The organism is Actinophytocola sp. KF-1 (genome assembly GCF_054661535.1).
Window position 1 is genome coordinate 31,592 of record NZ_BAAFVK010000002.1, and the last position, 24,204, is coordinate 55,795.

General features: G+C 70.1%; 23 protein-coding genes, 1 tRNA gene, 1 other RNA gene and 1 pseudogene. 16 read left to right on the top strand and 10 right to left on the bottom strand.

The window, feature by feature from the left end:
* Positions 1–490 precede the first annotated feature (490 nt).
* The 7 genes from ACYQ77_RS05920 to lon all read left to right on the top strand — a co-directional run bounded on the left by ACYQ77_RS05920 (position 491) and on the right by lon (position 8,052).
* Positions 491–991 carry a PadR family transcriptional regulator gene (locus ACYQ77_RS05920; RefSeq protein WP_459708218.1) on the top strand — a complete coding sequence of 167 codons (501 nt, stop codon included), beginning with the start codon at positions 491–493 and terminating at the stop codon, positions 989–991.
* A 51-nt stretch (positions 992–1,042) separates the two neighbouring features.
* Positions 1,043–2,146 (top strand): peptide chain release factor 2, encoded by a 1,104-nt coding sequence (gene prfB, locus ACYQ77_RS05925; protein ID WP_459708220.1) that lies wholly within the window; start codon positions 1,043–1,045, stop codon positions 2,144–2,146.
* A 424-nt stretch (positions 2,147–2,570) separates the two neighbouring features.
* The gene (ftsE, locus tag ACYQ77_RS05930; RefSeq protein WP_396112647.1) at positions 2,571–3,260 is read left to right on the top strand and encodes a cell division ATP-binding protein FtsE; all 690 of its coding nucleotides are present in this window, start codon (positions 2,571–2,573) and stop codon (positions 3,258–3,260) included.
* A 48-nt stretch (positions 3,261–3,308) separates the two neighbouring features.
* On the top strand, positions 3,309–4,211 hold the full coding sequence (ftsX, locus tag ACYQ77_RS05935; protein ID WP_459708222.1) for a permease-like cell division protein FtsX: 903 nt from the start codon (positions 3,309–3,311) through the stop codon (positions 4,209–4,211).
* 32 nt (positions 4,212–4,243) lie between these two features.
* Positions 4,244–4,720, top strand: a complete 477-nt coding sequence (gene smpB, locus ACYQ77_RS05940) for an SsrA-binding protein SmpB (RefSeq protein WP_459708224.1) — start codon at positions 4,244–4,246, stop codon at positions 4,718–4,720.
* Positions 4,717–5,634: an amidohydrolase family protein gene (locus ACYQ77_RS05945; protein WP_459708226.1), complete on the top strand. Its 918-nt coding sequence runs from the start codon at positions 4,717–4,719 to the stop codon at positions 5,632–5,634. Before smpB ends, ACYQ77_RS05945 begins: the two co-directional genes overlap by 4 nt.
* A gap of 48 nt (positions 5,635–5,682) precedes the next feature.
* Positions 5,683–8,052, top strand: coding sequence for an endopeptidase La (gene lon, locus ACYQ77_RS05950; RefSeq protein WP_459708228.1), 2,370 nt, complete (start codon positions 5,683–5,685; stop codon positions 8,050–8,052).
* Between the two features lie 69 nt (positions 8,053–8,121).
* Here lon and ACYQ77_RS05955 read toward each other — a convergent pair whose 3' ends face one another.
* Positions 8,122–8,385 carry a DUF1883 domain-containing protein gene (locus ACYQ77_RS05955; protein ID WP_459708230.1) on the bottom strand — a complete coding sequence of 88 codons (264 nt, stop codon included), beginning with the start codon at positions 8,383–8,385 and terminating at the stop codon, positions 8,122–8,124.
* 82 nt (positions 8,386–8,467) lie between these two features.
* On the opposite strand from ACYQ77_RS05955, the pseudogene ACYQ77_RS05960 reads away from it, so the two are divergent.
* Positions 8,468–9,340: pseudogene (locus ACYQ77_RS05960) on the top strand (IS982 family transposase).
* Between the two features lie 20 nt (positions 9,341–9,360).
* Here the strand turns inward: ACYQ77_RS05960 and ACYQ77_RS05965 are convergent.
* From ACYQ77_RS05965 to ACYQ77_RS05975, 3 genes are all read right to left on the bottom strand, one after another.
* Positions 9,361–10,005, bottom strand: a complete 645-nt coding sequence (locus ACYQ77_RS05965) for a response regulator transcription factor (protein WP_459708232.1) — start codon at positions 10,003–10,005, stop codon at positions 9,361–9,363.
* The gene (locus ACYQ77_RS05970; RefSeq protein ID WP_459709730.1) at positions 9,993–11,075 is read right to left on the bottom strand and encodes a sensor histidine kinase; all 1,083 of its coding nucleotides are present in this window, start codon (positions 11,073–11,075) and stop codon (positions 9,993–9,995) included. The genes ACYQ77_RS05965 and ACYQ77_RS05970 overlap by 13 nt, the downstream gene beginning before the upstream one ends.
* 152 nt (positions 11,076–11,227) lie before the next feature.
* The gene (locus ACYQ77_RS05975) at positions 11,228–11,944 is read right to left on the bottom strand and encodes a sensor domain-containing protein (protein ID WP_459708234.1); all 717 of its coding nucleotides are present in this window, start codon (positions 11,942–11,944) and stop codon (positions 11,228–11,230) included.
* Positions 11,945–12,109: 165 nt separating this feature from the next.
* On the opposite strand from ACYQ77_RS05975, the gene ssrA reads away from it, so the two are divergent.
* From ssrA to ACYQ77_RS05995, 4 genes are all read left to right on the top strand, one after another.
* Positions 12,110–12,484: a transfer-messenger RNA gene (gene ssrA / locus ACYQ77_RS05980) on the top strand.
* Between the two features lie 310 nt (positions 12,485–12,794).
* Entirely contained in the window at positions 12,795–13,157 is a 363-nt protein-coding gene (locus tag ACYQ77_RS05985) for a hypothetical protein (RefSeq protein ID WP_459708236.1), read from the top strand.
* A 23-nt stretch (positions 13,158–13,180) separates the two neighbouring features.
* Positions 13,181–13,693, top strand: coding sequence for a MauE/DoxX family redox-associated membrane protein (locus tag ACYQ77_RS05990; RefSeq protein WP_459708238.1), 513 nt, complete (start codon positions 13,181–13,183; stop codon positions 13,691–13,693).
* Between the two features lie 48 nt (positions 13,694–13,741).
* Complete coding sequence (locus ACYQ77_RS05995; protein WP_459708240.1) at positions 13,742–14,527, top strand: DsbA family protein; 786 nt, start codon at positions 13,742–13,744, stop codon at positions 14,525–14,527.
* Here ACYQ77_RS05995 and ACYQ77_RS06000 read toward each other — a convergent pair.
* Positions 14,516–15,841 carry a phenylacetate--CoA ligase family protein gene (locus ACYQ77_RS06000; RefSeq protein WP_459708242.1) on the bottom strand — a complete coding sequence of 442 codons (1,326 nt, stop codon included), beginning with the start codon at positions 15,839–15,841 and terminating at the stop codon, positions 14,516–14,518. The genes ACYQ77_RS05995 and ACYQ77_RS06000 overlap by 12 nt on opposite strands.
* Positions 15,842–15,932: 91 nt before the next feature.
* Here ACYQ77_RS06000 and ACYQ77_RS06005 point away from each other — a divergent pair.
* Positions 15,933–16,005, top strand: a tRNA-Ala gene (locus tag ACYQ77_RS06005).
* On the opposite strand, the gene ACYQ77_RS06010 is transcribed toward ACYQ77_RS06005, so the two are convergent.
* Complete coding sequence (locus ACYQ77_RS06010; RefSeq protein WP_459708244.1) at positions 15,997–17,778, bottom strand: MFS transporter; 1,782 nt, start codon at positions 17,776–17,778, stop codon at positions 15,997–15,999. The two genes, ACYQ77_RS06005 and ACYQ77_RS06010, sit on opposite strands and share 9 nt — an antisense overlap.
* A complete protein-coding gene (locus ACYQ77_RS06015) occupies positions 17,775–18,314 on the bottom strand; it encodes an ArsR/SmtB family transcription factor (protein WP_459708246.1) in 540 nt (179 codons plus the stop codon). The genes ACYQ77_RS06010 and ACYQ77_RS06015 overlap by 4 nt, the downstream gene beginning before the upstream one ends.
* Positions 18,315–18,502: 188 nt before the next feature.
* Here ACYQ77_RS06015 and ACYQ77_RS06020 point away from each other — a divergent pair, with 188 nt between their 5' ends.
* Entirely contained in the window at positions 18,503–18,715 is a 213-nt protein-coding gene (locus tag ACYQ77_RS06020; protein ID WP_459708248.1) for a hypothetical protein, read from the top strand.
* Here the strand turns inward: ACYQ77_RS06020 and ACYQ77_RS06025 are convergent.
* On the bottom strand, positions 18,703–19,164 hold the full coding sequence (locus ACYQ77_RS06025) for a MarR family winged helix-turn-helix transcriptional regulator (RefSeq protein ID WP_459708250.1): 462 nt from the start codon (positions 19,162–19,164) through the stop codon (positions 18,703–18,705). The genes ACYQ77_RS06020 and ACYQ77_RS06025 overlap by 13 nt on opposite strands.
* 111 nt (positions 19,165–19,275) lie before the next feature.
* Here ACYQ77_RS06025 and ACYQ77_RS06030 point away from each other — a divergent pair, with 111 nt between their 5' ends.
* Together ACYQ77_RS06030 and ACYQ77_RS06035 are read left to right on the top strand one after the other, a co-directional pair.
* Entirely contained in the window at positions 19,276–20,364 is a 1,089-nt protein-coding gene (locus tag ACYQ77_RS06030) for an epoxide hydrolase family protein (protein WP_459708252.1), read from the top strand.
* Positions 20,361–20,789: a nuclear transport factor 2 family protein gene (locus ACYQ77_RS06035; RefSeq protein WP_459708254.1), complete on the top strand. Its 429-nt coding sequence runs from the start codon at positions 20,361–20,363 to the stop codon at positions 20,787–20,789. The genes ACYQ77_RS06030 and ACYQ77_RS06035 overlap by 4 nt, the downstream gene beginning before the upstream one ends.
* Positions 20,790–20,793: 4 nt before the next feature.
* Here ACYQ77_RS06035 and ACYQ77_RS06040 read toward each other — a convergent pair whose 3' ends face one another.
* Together ACYQ77_RS06040 and ACYQ77_RS06045 are read right to left on the bottom strand one after the other, a co-directional pair.
* Positions 20,794–22,440, bottom strand: coding sequence for a family 43 glycosylhydrolase (locus ACYQ77_RS06040; protein ID WP_459708256.1), 1,647 nt, complete (start codon positions 22,438–22,440; stop codon positions 20,794–20,796).
* A gap of 229 nt (positions 22,441–22,669) precedes the next feature.
* On the bottom strand, positions 22,670–24,196 hold the full coding sequence (locus ACYQ77_RS06045) for a bifunctional 3-(3-hydroxy-phenyl)propionate/3-hydroxycinnamic acid hydroxylase (RefSeq protein ID WP_459708258.1): 1,527 nt from the start codon (positions 24,194–24,196) through the stop codon (positions 22,670–22,672).
* Positions 24,197–24,204: the final 8 nt, after the last annotated feature.

Genomic DNA, 24,204 nt, shown 5'->3' on the forward strand with positions numbered 1-24,204 from the left:
CGTGCGAAGGCGCTAATGAGACGCCTGCTGCTCGTCCACACAGGACTGGACGGGCGTTGTGCACGTGCGACCGTCGCCATCGGGCGCTCGTGTCTCGCATGAGAACGGCCATTGTCGAGGGGGCCCTGTGGATGTTTTACCCGGATGGAGTAGTGGCCTTCTCGGGGCTCGCTGAAGGGCGGAAACCACGCGGAGAAGCGTGGTTCCAGAGCCGGTCGCGGGTGTCGTGAGTGGGGTCTCGGGCGTTCCGTGATCGATGGCGGCTTGGGGGCGCTTCCGCATTTGTGCTGGTACGAGGCCTGGCAGCCGTCCCGAATCGTGAAGTTCTTTCGCGGTGCGAAGGATTCCTTGGCTGCCAGGGGGATCCGGAATCTCGGCGTACTGTTCGACTGGAACTCCCCGGCACAGCCCCCAGAAATAGCACAAGCCACTGTGGACAGATGTCCCGGCCACTGTGGACACCGGCTTCTGTTCGTGGCACGGTGGTAACGTGTCTGAACTGAATGCAACTGCCGCTGCCCTCTTGGGGCTGCTGCACGAAGGTCCGGCTACTGGTGGGCAATTGGTCTCGGCCGCCCGTGATCGATTTGGGTCGTTCTTCAGTGTCACGCGGAGTCAGGTCTACCGCGAGCTCCCCGCTCTCGCCGATGCCGGTTTGGTCCGGCTCGGCAAGCAGGGACCGCGGTCGAGCCAGCAATACCTGGTGACCGCCGCGGGCAAGAAGGCGTTCAAAGCGTGGTTGGGCAGTGAGCCCGGTCCCGACCATCTCCGCAGCCCGTTGATCCTGCGGCTCGTCCACGCGGACGCGCTGACGGCGAAACAGCGGGCGGCGCTCATCGAGTCGGCGAAGAAGGTCTATTCCGACGAACACGACGCGGCGAGGTCGGCGGTCAAGGCCGCGGACGGCGCCTACTCGAAGGCGATCGCTGAGTTCGGGGTGGCACGGGCGAAGGCGGTCCTGAAGCTGCTCGACTCCATTCCCACCTCCTGAAAGGGTCGCCACAAGCGGACGGCGTGCGGGTTCACGGTAGATTCTGAAGACGTGAACCCGGACGTCGCAGCTGACCTGAAGGAACTGTCCGACACCCTCGCCAGCGTCGAGGCCGTGTCGGACCTGGACGCCCTGCGTGCCCAGATCGCGGATCTGGAGGAGCAGGCGGCCCGTCCGGACCTGTGGGACGACCCCGAGTCGGCACAGAAAGTGACGAGCCAGCTCTCCCACAAGCAGAGCGAACTGCGCCGCATCGAGGAGCTGCGACAGCGGCTCGACGACCTCGGTGTGATGTACGAGCTCGCCGAGGAGGAGGGGTCGGCCGACGCGCGTGCCGAGGCGGAAGCGGAGCGTGAGCGGCTGCACACGGACATCGCGTCCATCGAGGTCCGCACCCTGCTGTCCGGCGAGTACGACGAACGCGACGCGATCGTCACCATCCGCTCCGAGGCGGGCGGCGTCGACGCCGCGGACTGGGCCGAGATGCTCCTGCGCATGTACCTGCGCTGGGCGGAGCGGCACGGCTACCCGACCGAGGTCTACGACACCTCGTACGCGGAAGAGGCCGGCATCAAGTCCGCGACGTTCAAGGTCAGCGCCCCGTACGCCTACGGCACGCTGTCCGTCGAGCAGGGCACGCACCGGCTCGTCCGCATCTCCCCGTTCGACAACCAGGGGCGTCGGCAGACGTCGTTCGCCGGGGTCGAGGTGCTGCCGTTCGTCGAGACCAACGACCACGTCGACATCCCCGAGAAGGACATCCGGATCGACGTGTTCCGGTCGTCCGGGCCCGGCGGGCAGAGCGTGAACACGACCGACTCGGCCGTGCGCATCACGCACCTGCCGACCGGCATCGTGGTGTCCTGCCAGAACGAGAAGTCGCAGATCCAGAACCGCGCCGCCGCCATGCGGGTGCTGCAGGCGAAGCTGCTGGAGCGCAAGCGGCAGGAGGAGCGCGCCGAGATGGACGCGCTCAAGGGTGACGGCGGGTCGTCGTGGGGCAACCAGATGCGGTCGTACGTGCTGCACCCGTACCAGATGGTCAAGGACCTGCGGACCGAGTACGAGGTCGGCAACCCCGGCAGCGTGCTCGACGGGGAGATCGACGGGTTCCTCGAGGCCGGTATCCGCTGGCGGCGGACGCAGGCGGCCTGATCCGCGGCCGGGGGCCGGCCTCCGGCCCCCGGTTTCCAGCCTACGACGTGGGACCGACATTTTCGGGCTCGCTGGGTGAGGGCTGTGGACAACTCGCGGTGGGTGCCGCACCGCTGATCACGTAACGATCGGTTGTCCGGTTCACGACCGGGCCGTTTCGGTGCCCGGGCGGCCGCCGGCCCCCGGTTTCCAGCGTAGTGGCGAGGGGTGACATCGCCGCCGCGCTTGTGTGGGGTTGTCCACAGTCTGGGGGGTTGTCCACAGGGCGCCCTCGACGGTGCCGATCATGTCGGTGACCGGCACTACGCTGGGATTCGGGGGGCCGGCGGCCGCCGTTTGTCTGATCCGTCCTGATCTTGCCTGGTCAGCGTGTTCGGCTCCCAAGGCAACAGGTCGATAACGGATGTAGGTAGACTCGCGCCTCGTGATCCGGCTCGAACACGTTTCGAAGGTGTACAAGACCTCCACGCGCCCCGCGCTGGAGGACGTCTCCGTCGAGATCGACAAGGGGGAGTTCGTCTTCCTCATCGGTGCTTCGGGGTCGGGCAAGTCGACCTTCCTCCGCCTGTTGCTGCGCGAAGAGGTGCCCACGAAGGGGCGCGTCTACGTGGCCAACTTCGACGTCGTCCGCATGGCGCGGCGCAGGGTCCCCCGCCTTCGCCAGTCCATCGGCTGCGTCTTCCAGGACTTCCGGCTGCTGCACAACAAGACCGTCGCGGAGAACGTCGCCTTCGCGCTCGAGGTCATCGGCAAGCCGCGCAACACCATCCGCAAGGTGGTCCCGGAGGTCCTCGAACTCGTCGGTCTCGAGGGCAAGTCCGCGCGCATGCCGCACGAGCTGTCCGGTGGTGAGCAGCAGCGCGTGGCGATCGCGCGCGCGTTCGTCAACCGGCCGCTGATGCTGCTCGCCGACGAGCCGACCGGAAACCTGGACCCCGACACCAGCCAGGACATCATGCTGCTGCTGGAGCGGATCAACCGCACCGGCACGACCGTGCTGATGGCGACCCACGACCACTCGATCGTCGACTCCATGCGGCGCCGGGTCGTGGAACTGTCGCTCGGCCAGGTCGTGCGCGACGACTCACGAGGGGTTTACGGCGTAGGCCGTTAGAAACACCCCGCACACCCGCCCTCCCGACCACAAGGACGCCTTCCCCCGATGCGTGCCAGCTTCGTCCTCAGCGAGGTCCTGACCGGCCTGCGCCGGAACGTGACCATGACCATCGCGATGATCCTCACCACCTCGATCTCGCTATTGATGCTTGGTATCGGGCTCGTGGTCGTGCGGATGATCGACAAGACCCAGGAGGTCTACGAAGACAGGGTCCAGGTCAACGTCTTCCTGACCAACGACATCAGCGCGAACGACAAGGAATGCCAGAACGACCCCTGTCGCACGCTGCGCGCGGACCTCGAGAAGGACCCGGCCGTCGAGCGCGTCACCTACCAGAACCGTGACGACGCCTACGAGCGGTTCAAGCAGATCTTCGAAGCGCAGCCCGAGCTGGTGAAACTGGCCCGGCCGGAGGCGCTGCCCGCCTCGTTCAGCGTGAAGCTCTACCAGCCGGAACGCTCGGACGTGATCATCCAGACCTTCTCCGGGCGGGTCGGGGTCGACTCCGTCACCGACCAGAGCCAGTACCTCGAGGGCCTGTTCGAGAGCTTCAACGGCGGCCGGGACTTCACGTTCGTGATCGCGCTCATCCAGGCGGTCGCGGCGCTCCTGCTGATCTCCAACACCGTCCAGATGTCCGCGTTCACGAGGCGGACGGAAGTCGGCATCATGCGCCTGGTCGGCGCGACCCGCTGGTACACCCAGCTGCCGTTCCTCCTGGAGGCGGTGGTCGCCGGCGTACTCGGCGCCTTCCTCGGGATCGGCCTGCTCGTGTTCGTCAAGTCGTGGTTCATCGACCGCGCGCTGGGTGGCCTGTTCGAATCCGGGGTGCTCAGACGCATCGACGGCATCGACATCCTGCTGGTCTCGCCATGGCTGGTGCTCACCGCGGTCGGCATCACGGCGATCACCGGCTACGTGACACTCCGCCTGTACGTGCGCCAGTAAAACGGCGTGCGTGGACACGTAGAGTTGTCACCATGTCGAAAGAACGTGGCCAGAAGGTAATCGTGCAGAACCGCAAGGCGCGGCACGACTACACGATCCTGGACACGTACGAGGCCGGGATCGCCCTCATGGGCACCGAGGTCAAGTCGCTGCGCCTCGGCCGGGCGTCGCTCGTGGACGCGTTCGCCACGGTCGACGACGGCGAGGTGTGGCTGCGCAACCTCCACATCCCGGAGTACGTGCTCGGCACGTGGACCAACCACACGCCGCGCCGCACCCGCAAGCTCCTGCTGCACAGGCGTGAGATCGAGCGCCTGATCGGCAAGACGAAGGAGGGCGGTACGGCGCTGGTGCCGCTGTCCATGTACTTCAAGGACGGCAAGGTCAAGGTCGAGCTCGCGCTGGCCAGGGGCAAGAAGGAATACGACAAGCGGCAGACGCTGGCCAAGCGGGACGCGCAGCGCGAGATCGCGCGCGCCCACGGCAGGGCGCTGAAGGGCCGCTATTGATACCCGGGTCCGATGCGGAGGTCCCGGCGTTCGCGAGGGCGCTGGGCCTCCCCGGGCTGACCGACCTGCACGTCCACTTCCTGCCCGACGCCGTGCAGAAGAAGGTGTGGGCGTTCTTCGACCGGGCCAGCGCCGAGTACGGCACCGAGTGGCCCATCCACTACCGGCTGCCGGTCGACCAGCGGCTCGCCATCCTGCGTGACCTGGGCGTTCGCGGGTTCGCGCCGCTCGTGTACCCGCACAAACCGGACATGGCCGCGTGGCTGAACGAGTGGGTCCGCGACTTCGCCGCGGACACCCCGGAGGCCGTGCCGACCGCCACGTTCTTCCCCGAGCCCGGCGCCGCCCGCTACCTCGCCGACGCCCTCGACCAGGGCGTTCGCTGCGTGAAGTCGCACGTCCAGGTCGGTGACTACGACCCGCGCGACGAGCTGCTCGACCCCGTGTGGGGGCTGCTCGCCGAAGCCGCGGTGCCGGTCGTCGTCCACTGCGGGCACGGGCCGGTCGCCGGCAAGTACACCGGGCTCGACGTCTTCGAGGACGTGCTGCGCCGCCACCCGCGGCTGGTCGCCGTGCTCGCGCACGCCGGCGCACCCGAGTTCACGCTCGCGCTCGACCTCGTCGACCGCCACGACGGCGTGCACCTCGACACCACCATGGTCGGCGTCCCGTTCAACGGCGCCGACGCCGCGCTGCCCCCGGACTGGACCGCCCGCCTCGCCGCGCATCCCGACCGGATCGCGCTCGGCACCGACTTCCCGTCCATCCCGTACGACTACGCCACGCAGCTCCGCGCCATCGCCGGGTGGGCCGCCGCGGACGACCGCCTCGGCGAGAACTTCCTGCGTGCGGTGCTGTGGGAGACCCCGCGCCGCCTGCTCTCTCTGAGCGAACACACAGCGGAAACATCCTGAGCCCCGCCGAGGTTGAGTAGGTCAGACTCAACTTTGGAGGGTGGACTCATGGCAGAGTCGTTGACGCTTCCGGTGCTGCCGCTGGACGACACGGTGCTGCTGCCGGGGATGGTCGTGCCGATCCGCATGGCCGGCACCGACGGCGCCGAGGTCAGGGCCGCGGTGGAGGCCGCGCAGGCGGCCACCGAGGGGGAACGGCCCCGCGTGGTGATGGTGCCGCGCCTGGAAGGCAAGTACGCACGCGCCGGTGTGCTCGGCGTCGTCGAGCAGGTCGGGCGCATGCCGGGTGGGGAGCGGGCCGCCGTGGTCCGCGGCACCCAGCGCGTCCGCATCGGAGCGGGCACGACCGGGCCCGGCGCCGCGCTGTGGGTCGAGGTCGAGGTGGCCGACGAGCCCGCCGTGACCGGCCGCACGCAGGAGCTGGCCAAGGAGTACAAGGCGCTGGTCATCACCATGCTCCAGGAGCGTGGCGCGTGGCAGGTCGTCGACTCGGTGCAGTCCGAGGCCGACCCGTCCGCGCTCGCCGACATGGCCGGCTACGCGTCCTGGCTGGACGACGAGAAGAAGCTGTGGCTGCTGGAGACCGCGGACGTGACCGCGCGGCTCGAGAAGCTGCTCGAGTGGACCCGCGAGCACCTCGCCGAACTGGACGTGGCGGAGACCATCCGCAAGGACGTCAAGGAAGGCATGGAGAAGCAGCAGCGGGAGTTCCTGCTGCGCCAGCAGCTCGCCGCCATCCGCAAGGAACTGGCCGAGCTGGACGGCAAGCCCGACACCGAGGAGCAGGACTACCGCGCCCGCGTCGAGGCCGCCGACCTGCCGGAGAAGGTGCGCGAAGCCGCGCTGGCGGAGGTCGACAAGCTCGAGCGGACCGCCGACCAGTCGCCCGAGGTCGGCTGGATCCGCACCTGGCTGGACACGGTGCTGGAGATCCCGTGGAACACCCGCACCGACGACGCGTACGACATCAAGGGCGCGCGTGACGTGCTGGACGCCGACCACGCCGGGCTCGAGGACGTGAAGGATCGCATCATCGAGTACCTGGCGGTGCGCAAGCGGCGCGAGGAGCGCGGCCTGGGCATCGTCGGCGGCCGCCGCAGCGGTGCCGTGCTGGCGCTCGCCGGTCCGCCCGGGGTCGGCAAGACGTCGCTGGGTGAGTCGGTCGCGCGGGCCATGGGCCGCAAGTTCGTGCGGGTCGCGCTCGGTGGCATCCGCGACGAGGCGGAGATCCGCGGGCACCGGCGCACCTACGTCGGCGCGCTGCCCGGCCGCATCGTCCGCGCCATCGCCGAGGCCGGCTCGATGAACCCGGTCGTGCTGCTCGACGAGATCGACAAGGTCGGCTCCGACTACCGGGGCGACCCGACCGCGGCGCTGCTCGAGGTGCTGGACCCGGCGCAGAACCACACGTTCCGCGACCACTACCTCGAGGTCGAGCTGGACCTGTCGGACGTCGTGTTCCTGGCGACCGCGAACGTCATCGAGTCCATCCCGGCGCCGCTGCTGGACCGCATGGAACTCGTGCGGCTCGACGGCTACACCGAGGACGAGAAGGTCACCATCGCACGCGACCACCTGCTGCCGAGGCAGCTCGAACGCGCGGGCCTGGCGCCCGACGAGGTGAAGCTGACCGACGACGCGCTGCGGCTGATGGCGGGGGAGTACACCCGCGAGGCCGGGGTGCGGCAGCTGGAGCGGTCGATCGCGCGGGTCCTCCGCAAGATCACCGCGTCGCTGGCGCTGGAGTCGGTGTCCCTGCCGTTGACGGTCGACCTCGGTGACCTGCGCACCTACCTCGGCCAGCCGAAGTTCACGCCGGAGTCGGCCGAGCGGACCGCGGTGCCCGGTGTGGCTACGGGCCTTGCGGTGACCGGCGCGGGCGGCGACGTGCTGTTCGTCGAGGCGTCGGTGGCGTCGAAGGACTCGGGCGCCAGCGGGGTCACGCTGACCGGCCAGCTCGGCGACGTGATGAAGGAGTCGGCGCAGATCGCGCTGTCGTACCTGCGGTCGCACGGCGACGTGCTGGACGTGCCGGTCGCGTCGCTCGCCGACCAGGGCGTGCACATCCACGTCCCGGCGGGCGCGGTCCCCAAGGACGGGCCGTCCGCGGGCGTCACCATGACGACCGCGCTGGCGTCGCTCCTGTCGGGCCGCCCGGTACGCGCCGACGTCGCGATGACCGGTGAGGTGTCGCTGACCGGGCGGGTGCTGCCGATCGGTGGCGTGAAGCAGAAGCTGCTCGCCGCCCACCGGGCCGGGATCACGGACGTGGTGTTGCCGAAGCGCAACGAGCCGGACCTCGAGGACGTGCCCGAGTCGGTGCTGGACGAGCTGACCGTGCACCTGGCGAGCGACGTGCGGGAGGTGCTGGCCGTGGCCCTGGCCCCGGCACAGACCGCCGCGACCGTCGCCGCCTGACCGAAAGCTGAAAGGGGCCCTCGCCGATCCCCCGGGCGAGGGCCCCTTCACTGCCGCACCCGGCGCCGGTCAGTCGATGACTTCGCTGACCTGGACCGTGATCCGCCGTTCACTGCCGTCGACGACGAGGTACCAGTAGCCGTCGTAGGGCACTTCCACGACGACGGTGCCGACGTCGTGGAAGCCGCCGTGGTGCTCGTACTCCGCACCGTCGAGGTACGCCGGGTAGTTCTCGTCGTCGATGAGGCAGACCCTGGCGGCCGCTCCACGCAAGGTCACGTCGAATCGGGCGCCACCGGCAAGCGGGCCGAGTGCCCGGTGGAGGTATTCCACACCCCTAGACGAGTAATGCGTAAGTCGAGGCGGTAGTCAGAGACGGACGAAGGACGTTCAAGATCCGTCTGCGACGACAAACCTGAACACCCTTCTCACGACACTTACGTCAAGATCGATGACCACCTCGCGGACAGGCCCCGCATGGGCAGACCGCCGAGACTGACCGACGCCGAGCTGGTCACCCTCGCGGTGGCCCAGGCCCTGCTCGGGTTCACCTCGGAGGCCCGCTGGCTACGATCCCGAATGCCCGGCGCGTTCCGCTACCTGCCCGGCCAGTCTGGCTACAACCGCCGCCTACGGGCAGCTCTGCCGCTGGGCAAGCAGGTGACACGCTGGTTGGCCGCCGACACCGACCTGTGGACCGACCCAGTCTGGGTCGTGGACTCCACCCCGGTCGAGTGCGGTCGCTCCCGACCCACCGTGAAGCGTTCGGAGCTGGCCGGCTGGGCAGAAATACGGCCTCTGCCGCTGACACTCCCGCTGGTTCTGGGGCTTGCGGCTGCACCTGGTTTGTACCCCCGGCGGGCTTCCGATCACGTGAGCGTTGGCTGACCCCAAGATCGACGAGCGGCAGGTCCTCATGGCCGTCTGCGACCACGAACCCCGCCTGCTCGCCGACCGCCCCGGACTGCTCATCATCGCCGACAAGGGCTACGTCTCCCGCGAACTCGATCACTACCTTGCCGCACGCGGGGTCCGGCTGATCCGGTCCTCCTACCGCAACCGCACACCACACCCCGGCGAGCCACTGCTCAACTCGATCCGCCAGCTCATCGAGTCGGTCAACGACACCCTCACAGGCCAGCTCAACCTCGAACAACACGGCGGACGCACCATCGAGGGCGTCGGAGTCCGCATCGCCCAACGCATCCTCGCGCTCACCCGCACCATCTGGCACAACCGCGCCACCGGCCAACCCGTCACCCGATCCATGACCGCCTACGACCACTGACCGAGCTACGCATTACTCGTCTAGCCGCGTTCCAGGAACGTCAGCACCGCCCGGACACGCCGGTGTTCCTCCGCGCTCGGTTCCAGTCCCAGCTTCGAGAAGATGTTCCCCACGTGCTTCTCGACCGCGCCGTCCGAGACGGTAAGCGACTTGGCGATGGCCACGTTCGTCAACCCCTGCGCCATCAGTCCGAGGACCTCGCGCTCGCGCGGGGTCAGCACGTCGATCGGGTTTCGTCGGCCTCTGGCCATGAGCTGCGCGATCACCTCCTGGTCGATGCACGTGCCGCCGCCTGCGACCCGTTGCACCGCGTCGACGAACTCGGCGACGTCCGCCACCCGCTCCTTCAGCAGGTAGCCGACGCCGCCCGCGCCGCCGGACAGGAGCTCCACCGCGTAGCGCTCCTCCACGTACTGCGACAGCACCAGCACCGGCAGACCCGGCTGGTGCTCGCGTGCCTTCAACGCCGCACGCAGGCCCTCGTCGGTGAACGTCGGTGGCATCCGCACGTCCACGATCGCGAGGTCCGGGCGGTGCTCGCTCACCGCCACCAGCAGGCCGTCCCCGTCCTCGGTCGCGGCCACCACCTCGATGTTCTCGTCCGCCAGCAGACGCTCGATGCCCGCGCGCAGCAGTACCGAATCCTCCGCGATCACCACACGCATGGCAGGTCCGCCCTGATCACCGTCGGCCCGCCGAGGGGGCTCACCACCGTCATCACGCCGTCAATCGTGGCAGCCCGGTCCGCGAGCCCCGCCAGCCCACCACCCGGCCGCATCGACGCGCCGCCGGTGCCGTCGTCGGTGATCTCCACGATCACCAGCGCGCCCGTCGGCCGGTCCTCCCGCCACGCGTTGACCTTCGCCTGCCGCGCACCCGAGTGCTTCGCGATGTTGGTGAGGCACTCGCCGACGATGAAGTACGCCGTCGACTCCACCGCCGCGGGCGGCCGCGGGTCGATCAGCACGTTCACCTCGACCGGGATCGGACACTTCGCCGCCAGCGACGACAGCGCCGCGTCCAGGCCGCGGTCGCCCAGCACCGCCGGGTAGATCCCGCGCGCCAGGTCACGCAGCTCCGACACCGCGAGCTTCGCGTCCGCGTGCGCCTCGTCGATCAGCGCCTTCGCCGCCTCCGGGTCGGCTTCCATCTTCGTCTTCGCCCTGCCCAGGCCCATGGCCACCGCGACCAGCCGCTGCTGCGCGCCGTCGTGCAGGTCGCGCTCGATGCGCCGCCGCTCCGCCTCCGCCGCGTCCACGCCGCGGGCACGGGATGCCTGCAGGCGCTCCGCCTTCTGCGTCAGCTCCTCGGTCTCGGTCGGGCCGAGCAGCCACCTCGCCAGCAGGATGTGCAGCGCCGCCACCACCGGCAGCACGAACAGGCCCACCGGCAGGATCACGATGCCGACCAGCGCCAGCGGCAGCTCGAAGCACGCCAGCGGGAACGCGATCAGCAGGTACGTGAGGTTGCGCCACATCTGCGGGTGCGTCAGCTTGCGCAGGTAGCGCTGCCAGAACGTGCCCGAGTCGTCGTAGGAGATCTTCGGCGTCGGGATGTCCACACCCAGCATCCCGCGGATCAGCGAGCGGTTCGCCGCCGCGAACCCGAACACCACCTTCGTCGCCAGCAACAGGATCGCCAGGCCCAGCCAGACCACCAGCGTGCCGATGCCCGCCGAGAACAGGGCCACGATCAGGACGAACGCCAGCACGTTGATCGGGAACCCGGCGATCATGAAGCCCGCCGCCTTGAAACCCCTGCTCACGAGCGTCGGTTGCGCGGTCCCCGGTTCTGGCTGGTTGTCGACGGGCGCTGCCACGGTGCCAGCATCCACCCGCTCGTCCGCGGGGACCAAATACAGCTGCGGCTGGTCAGGAGCGGGGCTGCTCATCGCGTCACCGGGCCGAAGTTCACCGAGTTCGACGGCCACTCGTTCGACCAGTCGATCGCGCCCGCCGTCGACAGCCCCTCCAGTTTCGCGATGTGACGCTCGCTCGGGCCCAGCATCGCCCGCGCGTACCGGGCGTGCAGCACACCCAGCCCCTTCGTCACGACGACCGTCAGCGCCAGCAGCAGCACACCGAGCCCGGCGAACGGCAGCGTGCCGATCCACGAGTCGATGCTCACGACCGGGTGATCCCACAGCACGATCTGCCAGTCGTCCGGGATCCAGTTCCAGTACACCGGCAGGAATGTCAGGTACAGCGACACCGACCACAGCACCACCATGACTGTGAACTCCGCGATGCCCACCGGCAGCAACAGCAGCAGGTAGACCATGTCCTTCCAGGTCGCGGGGTCCTTCACGCCGGCGAGCCAGCGGGACTTCTGCCCAGCCGGGCGGTACGGCGAGGCCACGTACGTGCCCAGCATGCCGTGCACGCGCATCCGCTCCAGCCGCGCCATGCCCCGCATGCCCAGCGCCGACAGCGCCAGCACCGCCAGCCCCACCCAGACGATGACCGTGCTCACACCGACCGCCATCGTCGTCACGACGAACACGAACGACGCGATCCCCACCGGCAGGTTCATCACCAGGTACGCGAGCGCGCCGAGCAGCGGGGGGTTCGGCCGGGTGCCGTCGCGCTCAGTGGTGGTGGTCATCTCTGGTCTCCTTCGTCGTGTCGCACGACCAGGATCCCGCGACGGCGGGGGCCGGGACCATGAGGAGGACCGCAGACTTCGGGGTGGGGTTATCCCTACCCCCGTTAACCGGAATGATCTGACGGCCGTCGCGCGTTATGCTGGTCGGGAACACAGTCCCGACTAGGGGGTGAACGGTTTCGACTCTGGACGTTGATTCAAGGGAAGCGTGCAGGTGCAGGCAGATGACCACCTCAAGCGTCGCTGCAAACCAATAAGCGCCAAGGTTAGTAACCAGCGCGACGTCGCCCTCGCCGCCTGAGCGAGTAGCGATGTCTGTCGGCCCGGGGTCGCCTCCGACCCGGTTCGCCGGCATCAGCTAGGAGGCTTACCGCCACAGATCGGCCGCGGAACTGTGGCGGGACATTCACAGCGGCTGGGCCCGTCACACCGGCTAGTTCACGTGACCGGTGGGGTCGAGTAGAGGCACAGTGAACTGCGCACGGAGAAGCCTTGTTGAGGCGACAGAGGACCCGGGTTCGATTCCCGGCACCTCCACGACCTCTGGCCGACCCTGCTCGGTTGCCGTTGGCAACCTCGCCGGGTCGGTCGTCGTCATGCTGGGGGGCCGAGCCCCCCCAAACCCCCCACGGTGCGTTCTCTCCTGACCCAGCGTGGTTGCCTCGTTCGGTGTGGGCTTGTGCCATGACCTGGGGGTTGAGGCTTGCTCGGGTGCTGGGGTGCTGGACCAGCGTGTTTCTTTGTTTGTTTCGGCTGCGTCCGTGCTTCGGGGGAGCATCATGGCGGTGTGTTCCGTGGTGCGTGGGGTTTCGGGGTTCGGGCTGGGGTCGTTGCCGGGGTTGTCGGTGGGGTGCCCTCCACCCTGCACGCGCTCGTGACCCGGCGGGATGTGCTCGGTGCCGCCCGGGCTGCTGGGAAGGTGCTGCTGCCTGGGGAGGAGCGGGACCTGCCGCTGCTCGTCGCCGCGCTGCCTGTGCATTTCGGGGTTTCCGCCTGGTGGGGGGTTGTGCTGGCGCGCGTGCTGCCTCGGCGTCGGACGGTGCTCGCGGGGGCGTTCGCTGGGGGGCTTGTCGCGGTGCTCGACCTCTCCCTGCCCGGGCGGCGGGTGGCTGCGGTGCGTGCTTTGCCGGTTTTCCCGCAGGTCGTGGACCACGTCGTGTTCGGCGCCGTGGTGGGGGCCTACCTGCGGCGACGGGCTCTCAGGTTGCGCTAAGGCACGTTCGGTAGCTTCGTGGCGTGGTTCGTCCGTCCGCGCGGGCGCTCGACGTGATCGGCCTGCTCGTCAGGGTCGGCCTGGCCGCTGTGTGGCTGGTGTCCGGCGCGATCAAGGTCAGCGACCTCAACCAGACCTACATCGCCGTGCAGGCGTATGACCTGCTGCCCTCCGGCGCCGTCAGCGTCGTGGCCGCCGGGTTGCCGTTCCTCGAGCTCCTGCTCGGGGTGCTGCTGCTCGCCGGGCTCGGCACCCGGCTCGTGGCCATCGCCTCGGCGGTGGTGCTGGTCGCGTTCATCTTCGGTGTCGCGCAGTCGTGGGCGCGCGGGCTCACCATCGACTGCGGGTGCTTCGGCGGCGGCGGGCAGGTCGCCGCCGGGGAGACGAACTACCCGCAGGAACTCGCACGGGACATCGGGTTCCTGCTGCTCGCCGGGTGGCTGACGGTGCGGCCGCGCACCATGGCGTCACTCGATGGTTGGCTTACCGTCCGCGGACCCGAGGTGGAGACCGTGGACACACAGGGAAGGACTTGATCGGTGGGTGGAGCTGAGCGCAACGCTCGCAAGAAGCGCCAGGCACAGATGACAGCCGGCCGGAGCACGGCGGTCGCCGCCGCCCGCAAGAGCAACGACCGCAAGAAGCTCGCGGTCGGCGCCGTCGTGGTCGTCGTCGTGGCCATCGCCGTCATCGGCGGCGTGCTGATCTACAACAACCAGAAGAACGCCACCGAGGGCCAGGACATCCAGGCCGCCCGGCCCGACACCTCCGAGCAGTCCGCCGCCGAGGCCGACTACCCGGTGACCCGCGACGGCGGGATCGTCGTCGTCGGCGAGGACGACGCCAAGGTCACCCTCGACGTCTACGAGGACTTCCTCTGCCCGGCCTGCCGCGTCTTCGAGGAGACCTACGGCGACGCCATCGAGAAGCACGTCGCCGACGGCACCGTCAAGGTCCGCTACCACATGCTGCCCATGCTCAACGAGCGCTCCGATCCGCCCGGCTACTCCATGGACTCCGCCAACGCCGGTCTGTGCGCGGCCGACGCCGGCCAGTTCCCCGCGTTCCACAAGAGCCTCTTCGGCGACCAGCCCGAGGAGGGCAGCCGAGGGTGGGACCGCCGGCAGCTCGCCGCGCTCGGCGAGAAGCTCGGCATCTCGGGCACGACGTTCGAGAAATGCGTCGTCAACGGCACCTACGACGACCTGGTCCAGAAGAACTTCGACGAGGTCAAGGCCGCGCCCTACCTGCGGCAGGAGTTCCCGGACGGGTCCAAGGGCTTCGGCACGCCGACCCTCGCCGTCGGCGAGAAGGTCGTCGACACGTCCAAGTCCGACTGGCTGGACAAGCTCGTCGACTCAGCCGCCTAGCCCGGCCAGCGGCGCGGGTCCCTCCGACCAGCGCACGAACCGCTTCGCCTTGCCGACCTCGGTGCGCGGCACGCTGCCCGCGGCCACCACGTGCACCACGCACGTGATGCCCAGCCGCTCCCGCAGCGCCGCGTCGAGGTCGGCGGCGAGCGAGGCGTCGCCGCCCGTCTGCTCCACCGCCACCCGCAGCTCCGGCCGTGCCGGGTCCCGCCGGTCCTCCACCACCAGGTAGTGCGGGCTGACCCGGTCGTCGGCCAGCAGCACCGCCTCGATCTCGGTGGGGAACACGTTCACGCCGCGGACCACCAGCATGTCGTCGGTGCGGCCCAGCAGCTTCGACATGCGGCGCAGCGTCCTCGGCGCGCCCGGCACCGGGCCCGCCAGCGTCGCGACGTCGCCGGAGCGGTAACGCAGCAGCGGCATGCCGGTCTTCGTCAACGTCGTGAACACCAGCTCACCGGGGGTGCCGTCCGGCACCGGCCTGCCGTCCGCGCCGATCGCCTCCACCAAGAAGTGGTCCTCGGCGACGTTCAACATGCCGTCCGAGTCCAGCGACTCGGCCGCCACACCCGGCCCGATGATCTCCGACAGGCCGTAGATGTCGAGCGCCCGCAGCCCCAGCAGCCGCTCGATCTGCGCCCGCATCTCGTTCGTCCACGGCTCCGCGCCGAACAGCCCCGCCCGCAGGCTCGCGGGCACGATCCCCGCCGCGGCCATCGCCTCCCCGAGGAAGATCGCGTACGACGGCGTGCACGTCAGGATGTCCGGCTTCAGGTCGACGATCATCCGCACCTGCCGGTCCGTCATCCCACCCGAAAGAGGGAGGACGGTCGCGCCCAGCCGCATGCCGCCGTGGTGGACGCCCAGCCCGCCGGTGAACAGGCCGTAGCCGTACGCGTTGTGCACCAGGCTCCGCCGCGTCGCGCCCGCGCCACCCAGCGCACGGGCCATGACCTGCGCCCACACATCCACGTCGGCGGCTGTGTACGGCACCAGCGTCGGCCGCCCGCCGGTCCCCGAGGAGCCGTGCACGCACACGACGTCCTCCACGGGCACCGCCCGCAGGCCCTCCGGGTAGTGATCCCACAGGTCACGCTTCGTGACCGTCGGCAACCGGTGGATGTCGTCCAGCGACACGTCCGCGCCGGCCCGCACCCCCGCGTCCGACAGCCGCCGCGCCTGCAGCCCACCGGCCGCGAGGAGCCGGTCGACCAGCCCCCGCAACCGCCGTTCCTGCAGCTCCCGGCGACGCGCGGGATCCGTCCCCTCCGCGTCCGGCTCGACGAGGGGCACCACGAGGGCATCAGCGACCACGGTGTGGGTGTAGCACGGGACCAGCCCGTTGCGGAAGGACCGACCCCGCTGCAACGCCCTCCGGCCGGGGAGGTATCTTGTACTCGCACAAGGGGCTGTAGCGCAGCTGGTAGCGCACCACACTGGCAGTGTGGGGGTCAGGGGTTCGAACCCCCTCAGCTCCACGTCGCGAGGGGCGAGCTGTGTCCACGGAATGCGTGGACCTGCTCGCTCCTCTGTGTTTTCTGGGGTGCGACCCCAGGCCCGCCCGGCGGGCTTCGCCCCCGGACCCCCTGGCTGTGGTCGCCTTTCGAGTCGGGGTTCCGTTGTTCGGGTGAGTGCGATCCCGGGTTTGCCTGGCGGGTTTCGGGCCCGGACCCCTGGGCTGTGGTCGCTTTGTTCGAGTCAGGTATCCGTTGTTTTGGGTGGGGTGTGACCCCGGGTGTGCCTGTCGGGTTTCGGCTCCGGACCCGTGGGCTGTGGTCGCTTTGTTCGAGTGGGGTTTCCGCTTTTTTGGGTGGGGGTGCCGTCCCTTGCGCGCACCCGGTGGGCTTCGTCTCCGGATCCGGCTGTGGTCGCCTTGTTGGGTCGGATTTCTGTTGGTCGGGGTGGCCCAGGTTTGGCCGGGCTTCGACCTCTGGTCGTTTCTTGTGGACAGTGGTGCTTGGGATGGTCCGGGTCAGTGTGCTGATACCTCGGTCGGTGGTCCTGGTTCGGGGGCGCTTCTTTCCAGTGCTGCTTCCACTCGGCGGTTGCTGGTCATGGTGGCCGTGACGATGGTCATCGTCAGGAGGAGGCCGCCTGCGACGTAGACCGGGGTGCGCAGGTCGTAGGTGGTGGCCAGCCAGCCGCCGAGGAAGGCGCCGAGCGGGGCGGCGCACATGGCGAGCATCCGCGAGGTGGACGCGACCCGTCCGATCAGGTGGGCCGGGACGATGGCCTGCCGGAGAGAGGGCGCGAGCACCATCGTCGCGCCCATTCCCGCCCCGCAGACGGCGAGCGAAAGCCCGGCCACGTAGGGGTTCGGCGCGGCGGGCGAGCGCCAGGATGGCAAGGCCCTCGACCGTGGCGGTGCAGGTCAGCGCAGTGCCGGTGCCCAGGCGTCTGCCGACGAAGGAGGCAATGCCCGCACCGAGCAGGCCGCCCGCGGCCTCGGCGGTCAGGAGCAGACCGAAACCCAGGGCGCCGATGCCGAGACGCTCGTGCGCGAAGAGGGCCAGAACCGTTTCCACCGCGAGGAAGGCGACGTTGCCGACCGCCGGGCGGAGCGCGAGCCCGAGCAGCAGCCGGTCGCGGAAGACGTACGAGGCCCCGGCCCGTGCCTGGCGCAGCAGTGACTCCCGGCCACCCGCGGCACGCGCCGGCACCGCGGGCAACGACCGCACCAGCAGCGCGGACAGCCCGAACGACACCGCGTCGGCGAGCAGCGGGACCGCCCGGCCCAACGCGAGCAGCGCACTGCCCGCGGGCGGGCCGGCGAAACCGGACGCGGCGGTCTGCGCGCCGCGCAGGCGGGAGTTGGCGCGTTCCAGGAGGACCGGGTCACGGCTGAGCAGATCCGGCAGGTAGGCCGTGGCCGCCGTGTCGAAGAAGAGCCCGCCGAGCGCGAGCAGGAAGGCGACCACCGACAGCAGCGCGATCGTCAGCACGTCGAGCGCGGCCGCGGCCGCCACCACCACGAGCAGCACCGCGCGCACCGTGTCCGCGATCCACATCGTGCGGCGGCGGTCCCAGCGGTCCACCAGCGCACCGCCGAGCACCCCGAACAGCAACCACGGCAGCGTCCCGGCCGCCGTGACGACCGCCAGCGCCAACGGATCCCGCGTCAGGGTCAACGCGATCAGCGGCAGCGCCGCATGCGTCACCCCGTCACCCAGCGAGGACACGGTCTGCGCTGTCCACAACCGCCCGAAGCCGGTCGGCAACCCTGCCACGGCACGCACCGGCGTCGTGGTCATTCCGCCTCCTCGTCGGCCCGCGTGCGCTGCGCCGGCTGGAACAGCGCGAACACCAGCGACGCGTCCGGAAGCGACGGATCGGACAGCGCCCGGTACTCGTCCGCCAGCGCGTCCAGCCGCGCCCCCAGTTCCGCGAACTGCTCGTCGGTGAGCCGCAGGTGCGCCATCCGCACGTGCCGCTCGCCATCGGCAGGCGACGCCTCCAGGTCCGCCACCGCGTTGCGCAGCAGCACGTCCGGCTGCCCCGGCCCCGGATCCGGCAGTTCGATCGACCCCGCGGCCACCGCGTAGTACCGCTCGGTGACCCCCCGGACCTTCCGCGTCCGCACCACCTTCACCAAGCCGGCCCGCTCCAGCAGCCGCACGTGATAGCTGGAACTCCCCTTCGCGAGGCCCACCCGCTTGGCGATCTGCGTGATCGTCGCCGGCTCGAAGCGGAGCATCGCCATGATCCGGTGACGCGTGAGGTTGGAGACGGCGCGCAGCTGCTCGTCAGTGGTGACGTGGAACGTCTCGGGGCGATCTTCGGTGGGCACGGACGCAATGGTCAACGATTCTTGACCATTGCGCAAATCCTTTGCCGGAGATCAGCCGGTCGCGTCGTGGTGGTGCGCGCGGGCGGCCAGGTGCCGGAACAGCAGGGCGGACACCTGGTTCGCCAGCAGGGGCCACTCGCCGTTCGCGGCGACCGATCCTGGCGCAGGGCATCGCGGACGGGGCCGCGGTGGACCTCGAGATCCTGGTCCAGGCCACCGGCCCGGACGGGCCGATCGGCGAGAAGGTCTACCGCACCGGGGGTGACCTGCTGCCCGGTGTGCCCGCGAGAACGATCCGGGCGGTGGTCGACCGGGCGTTCGGTCACCTGCTGCCGTGGGACCGGCGCAGTGACGAGGTGCTGCGCAAGGCCGACCGGCTGCTCGGCCGTTATCCGCTGTGACCGGCGTTCGTGGTGTGGTGGGCCAGCAGTGTCGACAGCAGTGCCGTCAGCTGCCGGCGTTCCTCGGCGGACAGGGGGGCCAGTAGTTCGTCCTGGATCTTGCTCAGTTGTTTTTCCAGGCGGCGCAGCCTGCGTTTGCCCGCGGTGGTCAGGGAGATGATGTTGCGCCTGCGGTCGGTGGGGTCCGGGGTGCGTTCGACCAGGTTCTGGTCGGCCAGCTCGTTGACCGCGGCGACCATGTCGCTCAGGTGGATGCCGCTGCGGCGGCCCAGCGCCGCCTGGCTCGCCGGGCCGTGCTCCTCCAGGGTCGCCAGCAGGCGGTAGTGGTAGCCGCGGGCGCCCGCGCTCGCGAAACCCTCGCCGACCAGGCGGTGTGCGTGGGCGGCGGTCTGGGTGAGCAGCCAGCTGGGCAGGTGCTCCCAGGCCGTCGGCCCGGGCTGGGTCTCCATGGGGGGAGCGTAACAAGTCGTTGGTCGGACTAACGACCGTGGTATCGTTCGGGTCATAAACGTTCGACGTACGAACGTTTTGGTGTCGAACGGACTTGGGAGTGTGCTGGCATGATCACGCCGTTTCGTGTTGACGTCCCTCAGGGTGACCTCGACGACCTCGCCGACCGGCTCTCGCGGACCCGGTGGCCCAACGAGGTCACCGGTGCCGGGTGGGATTACGGGTTTCCGCTGGCCAGGGCCAAGGAGCTGGTCGAGTACTGGCGCACCGGGTACGACTGGCGTGCGCACGAGGCCGCGCTCAACGAGCTGCCGCACTTCACCACCTCGATCGACGGGCAGCGCATCCACTTCGTGCACGTGCGCTCCGCCAGACCCGACGCGCTCGCGTTGGTGCTCACCCACGGGTGGCCCGGATCGTTCCTCGAATTCCTCGACGTGATACCGCTGCTGGCGCGGGACTTCCACCTCGTCATCCCGTCCATTCCCGGTTACGGCTTCTCCGGGCCGACCCACGAGCGCGGCTGGGACGTCGTGCGGATCGCGCGGGCCTGGGCCGAGTTGATGCGCCGCCTCGGGTATGAGCGGTACGGCGCCCACGGGGGTGACTTCGGGGCGGGGATCTCGCTGGCGCTCGGCTCGGTGGCGCCGGCACACGTCGTCGGGGTGCACGTCAACTACCTGCCGACGCGGCCGGATCCGGACGCGGACGTCGCACTCTCCGCAGAGGACGAAGCACGGCTCGCCAAGGTTCGGCAGCTGATGGCCGACAGGCCGCCGTTCCAGGCGTTGCAGGCGCTCACGCCGCAGACGATCGGCTACGCGCTGACCGACTCGCCGGTCGGGCAGCTGGTCTGGATCGCCGAGCGGTTCGCGCAGTGGACCGACCCGCGCTCGGACATCGGCGACGAGCGGATGCTCACCGACATCTCGCTGTACTGGCTGACCGCCACCGCCGCCTCCTCCGCGCGGCTGCACCACGACGCGCCGCGGCGGACGGAGCCGTGCCCGGTGCCCGTCGGGGTGGCGGTGCTGCCGCACGACATCACGCAGGCGGTGCGGCCGCTGGCCGAGCGCCGCTACGACATCCGGCACTGGTCGGAGTTCGACCGCGGTGGGCACTTCGCCGCCATGGAGATGCCGGACCTGCTCGCCTCCGACATCCGCGACTTCTTCCTCGACCACCTGGAGCCGTCATGACCGACATCCTGGTCCGCGACCTCGCCGACCGCGCCGAACTCGCCGACCTCGTGGCCCGCCACAGCCTGTGGATCGACGAACGCCGGTACGACGAGACGCGGCTGCTGTTCACCGACGACGTGGTCGTCAGCTCGCCGCGCGGGGAGGCCCGGGGCATCGAGGCGCTCGTCGCGCTCGTGCGGGCCGGGCACGACCGGTACGTCCGCACGCTGCACAGCAAGTCCAACGTCGTCATCGACCTCGACGGGGACACCGCCGCGGTGCGGGCGCACGACATCGCCGTGTTCGTCATCGACGACGCGACCGAGGCCGTCGCCGCCGGGCGCCACGACTACCGGGCGCGCCGCACCGAGCACGGGTGGCGTTTCGACCACCTCGTGGTGACCCCGGTCGCGCTGACCGGGGCCCTCGAGCGCGCGCTCTGAGCGGCTACCGGCTGATCACCGGGACCGTGACCGCGACCGGCACGTGCGGGGTGTTCGTGACGTCCCGGTAGCCACCGGCGGCCAGGTGCCGCTGGTACACGATGGTCAGCCGCGCCGTTCCGTGGCCGGTCATGGTCACGGTCACCCGGTTGCCCGTCACCGTCACGGTGCCCGCGGTCGCGGGCCGCAGCGTGGCGCGCACCCGGTTCAGCGGGTTCGCCAGGTCGAACTCCGCGCCGGGTGCGCTCCGCACGTGTGCCGTCGTCGTCACCGGCACACCGGGTTCGGTCCGCAGCACGCGGTCGGCCGCGCTGATCGTCAGCGGTCCGACGCCGGGTGGCAGCGGCTGGTCCGCCGTCGTCGCGTGGATCGACAGCCCGTGGCCGATGGACATGACCGACGTGTAGAGCGCGCGGGGCGACGTCGTGGACGGCCTGCCGTGGTGCACGTAGTACAGCCGGCTGCCGTCCGGGGAGGCGATGACGCTGCCGTGCCCGGTCGAGTACAGCGACTGCGCCGGGTCCTGCGACAGCACGGGGTTCGCCGGGCTCTTCCGCCACGGGCCGAGCGGGCCGCGGGACGTGGCGTAGCCGACGCCGTAGAACTCGTTCTCGAAGTTGTTCGCCGAATAGGTCAGGTAGTAGAGCGGCTTGCCCTGCGCGTCGACGGTCCGCAGCGTCGTCGAGCCCTCGGCCCAGCGGCGGTCCTTCTTCGCGCCGCCGCTCTTCGCGTAGTCGTCGACGTGCGCGTTCTCCCAGTCCTGCGGGTCGGCGCCGTAGTTCAGGATCGGCACGAAGCCGTCCTTGCGCGTGCCCGCCGGGTCGCCCGGGGCGAGGTTCGCGTTGCGGTACGCGGGTGCGATCGCGGGCATGGTCCGCCCGGCCGGGTCGCGCCACCAGTCGCCGGTGAGCTCGACGGCGTAGATGTTGGACTCCTCGATGTACTTGCCGAGCTCGGCGTCCCACACCCAGTTCCGGTAGGCGTTGCGCGAGTAGTACAGGTAGATCCGGCCGTCGGCGTCGAAGAACACGTTCGGGTCGATGAACGGGAGGTAGGTGCCGAGCGGCGCCGTCCGCCCCTCCTCCAACGTGGCGGGCGGCTTCTTCTGCTCGGCGTCCATGATCAGGTTGACGTCGTGGTAGGCCGGGTCGTACGGGTAGTAGTCCAGCGGCGCCTCGGCGATGTCGTGGAACGGCCCCGCGGGCGACCGCGACACCGCGACGCCGACCTTGCTGGCCTCCTCGAAGTCCGGGTACCGGAAGTGCGCCGCCACGTTCCGGTTCATGCGGCCCGCGTAGAACAGGAAGTACAGGCCGGTGTCGGTGTTGTGGTAGACCTCCGGCGCCCAGAACCAGTCGTGCGCCCAGTCGCCGTCCTGCCCGGCCTTCAGCGCGCCGCCGGGGACGTGTTCCCAGGTCGCGAGGTCGGGGGAGCGGTAGATGCCGAAGTGGTGGCCGGGGTCGGCGCCCTCGGTGGAGTAGGCGTAGTAGTAGCCGCTCGCCGCGTCGAACAGGACGTGCGGGTCGGCGCCGGGGGTGGCGGCGTTGTTGTGGTAGGTCGCGTCGGTGGTGCGTCCGGGATGGGCCGTGGCCTGAGGAGCGGGGATCAGCACCAGGGCGGCGACGAGGACGAGCAGGGCGTTCCTTCGCATGCGTTCCATCTTGCCGCCGGGACGGCGTGCGCGGGGAACGGCAGCGCCGGCTACGGCGCTGCCGGATGGTGAACTCCTCCGCCTCGGGCAACGAGATGAGCTGGGTGACGTCCAGCAGAAGTCGTTCGCTGCCCTCGAAATCGCCGAACTCCTCGGTGATGACCAGGAGGTTGCCCCGCTGTACAGGGAGTCGCCCGCGTCGGGCATCGCGTAACAAAGGGGGCGTTGTCTAGGGCGTTGGTGTCCGGTGTGGACAGGTGGTCAGCGGGGCCGTCACGTCGGACACCGAGGTCGCGTACACGAAGCGGTCCGGGCGTAGGACGACCATGTCGACGCCGTGCCGGGTGAACCACGCGGCCAATGTCTCGTCCGCCAGTTCGCCTGCCGCGCCGGTCGGGGCCGGGGTCACGTGGTGGAAGGTCGCGGGTGGGCCTGCCCAGCCAGCGGCCGTCGACGGGGTGACCGCCGGGCCGAGGACGGCGAAGCCCGGGCCCAGCAGGTCGTCCAGTGGCTGCCCGCCGACCCTCGGCTGGGGGAACATCGTGCCCAGCACGCCTGTGCGGTGGCCGCCCGCGATGAGGCCTTCGCGGTGGGCGGGGACGGGTTTGAACTCGAACCGGCTGATGAAGCGGTGGACTCGTGGGATGCGCTGGATCGTCGTCAGTGCCAGGTCACGCGCGGCCGCCGCGAATCTGTTGCGCACCAGGAACACGTGGCCCATGCGCACGCTCGTGGCCGCCATCTCCTCGGTGTGGGGTCTGCGCTCCACCTCGTAGGTGTCCAGCAGCGCCTCGTCCGCGTCGCCTGCCAGCACCAGCGCCAGTTTCCACGTCAGGTTCGCCGCGTCGCGCAGGCCGCTGCACAGGCCCTGACCGAGGAACGGCGGCATCTGGTGCGCCGCGTCGCCGAGGAGGAACACCCGGCCCGACCGCCAGCGCGACGCGATCAGCTGGTGGAAGGTGTAGCCGGTGGACCTGGTCACGGTGAAGCGGCCGGGGTCCACGTACGGGGCGACCAGTGCCGCGACGTCCATCGCCTCCGGGGTCTCGCCCGCGTGCAGCATGAACTCGAGGCGGTACGTGCCGTGGGCGCCCGGCGACACGAACGCCGGGCGGCGCCAGTCGCACACGAAACGCGTGGTGCCGACGCGGACCGCGGCCGTCGGCACCGTGCCCGACACCGCCAGCCACTGCTCCGCGTAGGACGAGCCGGTCAGCGCGATGCCCGCCGCGCGCCTCGTCTCGCTGCGGGCGCCGTCGCAGCCCAGCACGTACCGCGCGCGGACCCTGCTCTCCGTGCCCGTCGCCCGGTCGCGCAGCACGGCCGTCACGGTCGAGCTGCCCTGGGACAGCGCCGCCATGGTCACGCCGGTGCGCAGCGTCACGTGCTCGAACCGGTCCAGGCCCGCGCGCAGCGTCGCCTCCAGCCTCGGCTGGTCGAAGAAGTACAGCGGGCGGGCGCCGAGACCGAAGTCGATCTCGTCCAGTGCGATGCGCGCGAACACCCTGCCCTTCGCGTTCACGTACTCGGCGGCCGACGGGACGTGCATGTCGGCGACGACCTCGTCGCGCAGGCCCGCCTGCTGGTAGATCCGCAGCGCCTCGTCGTCGCACGAGAACGCCCTCGGCTGCCCGTGCGGTTCGGTGCTGTGCTCCACCACCAGCGTGCGCACGCCGCGCACGCCCAGCAGGTTCGCGGTCAGCGCGCCGACCGGACCGCAGCCGACCACCAGTACGTCAACGTCTTCCGTGTGCATGCCGCCAG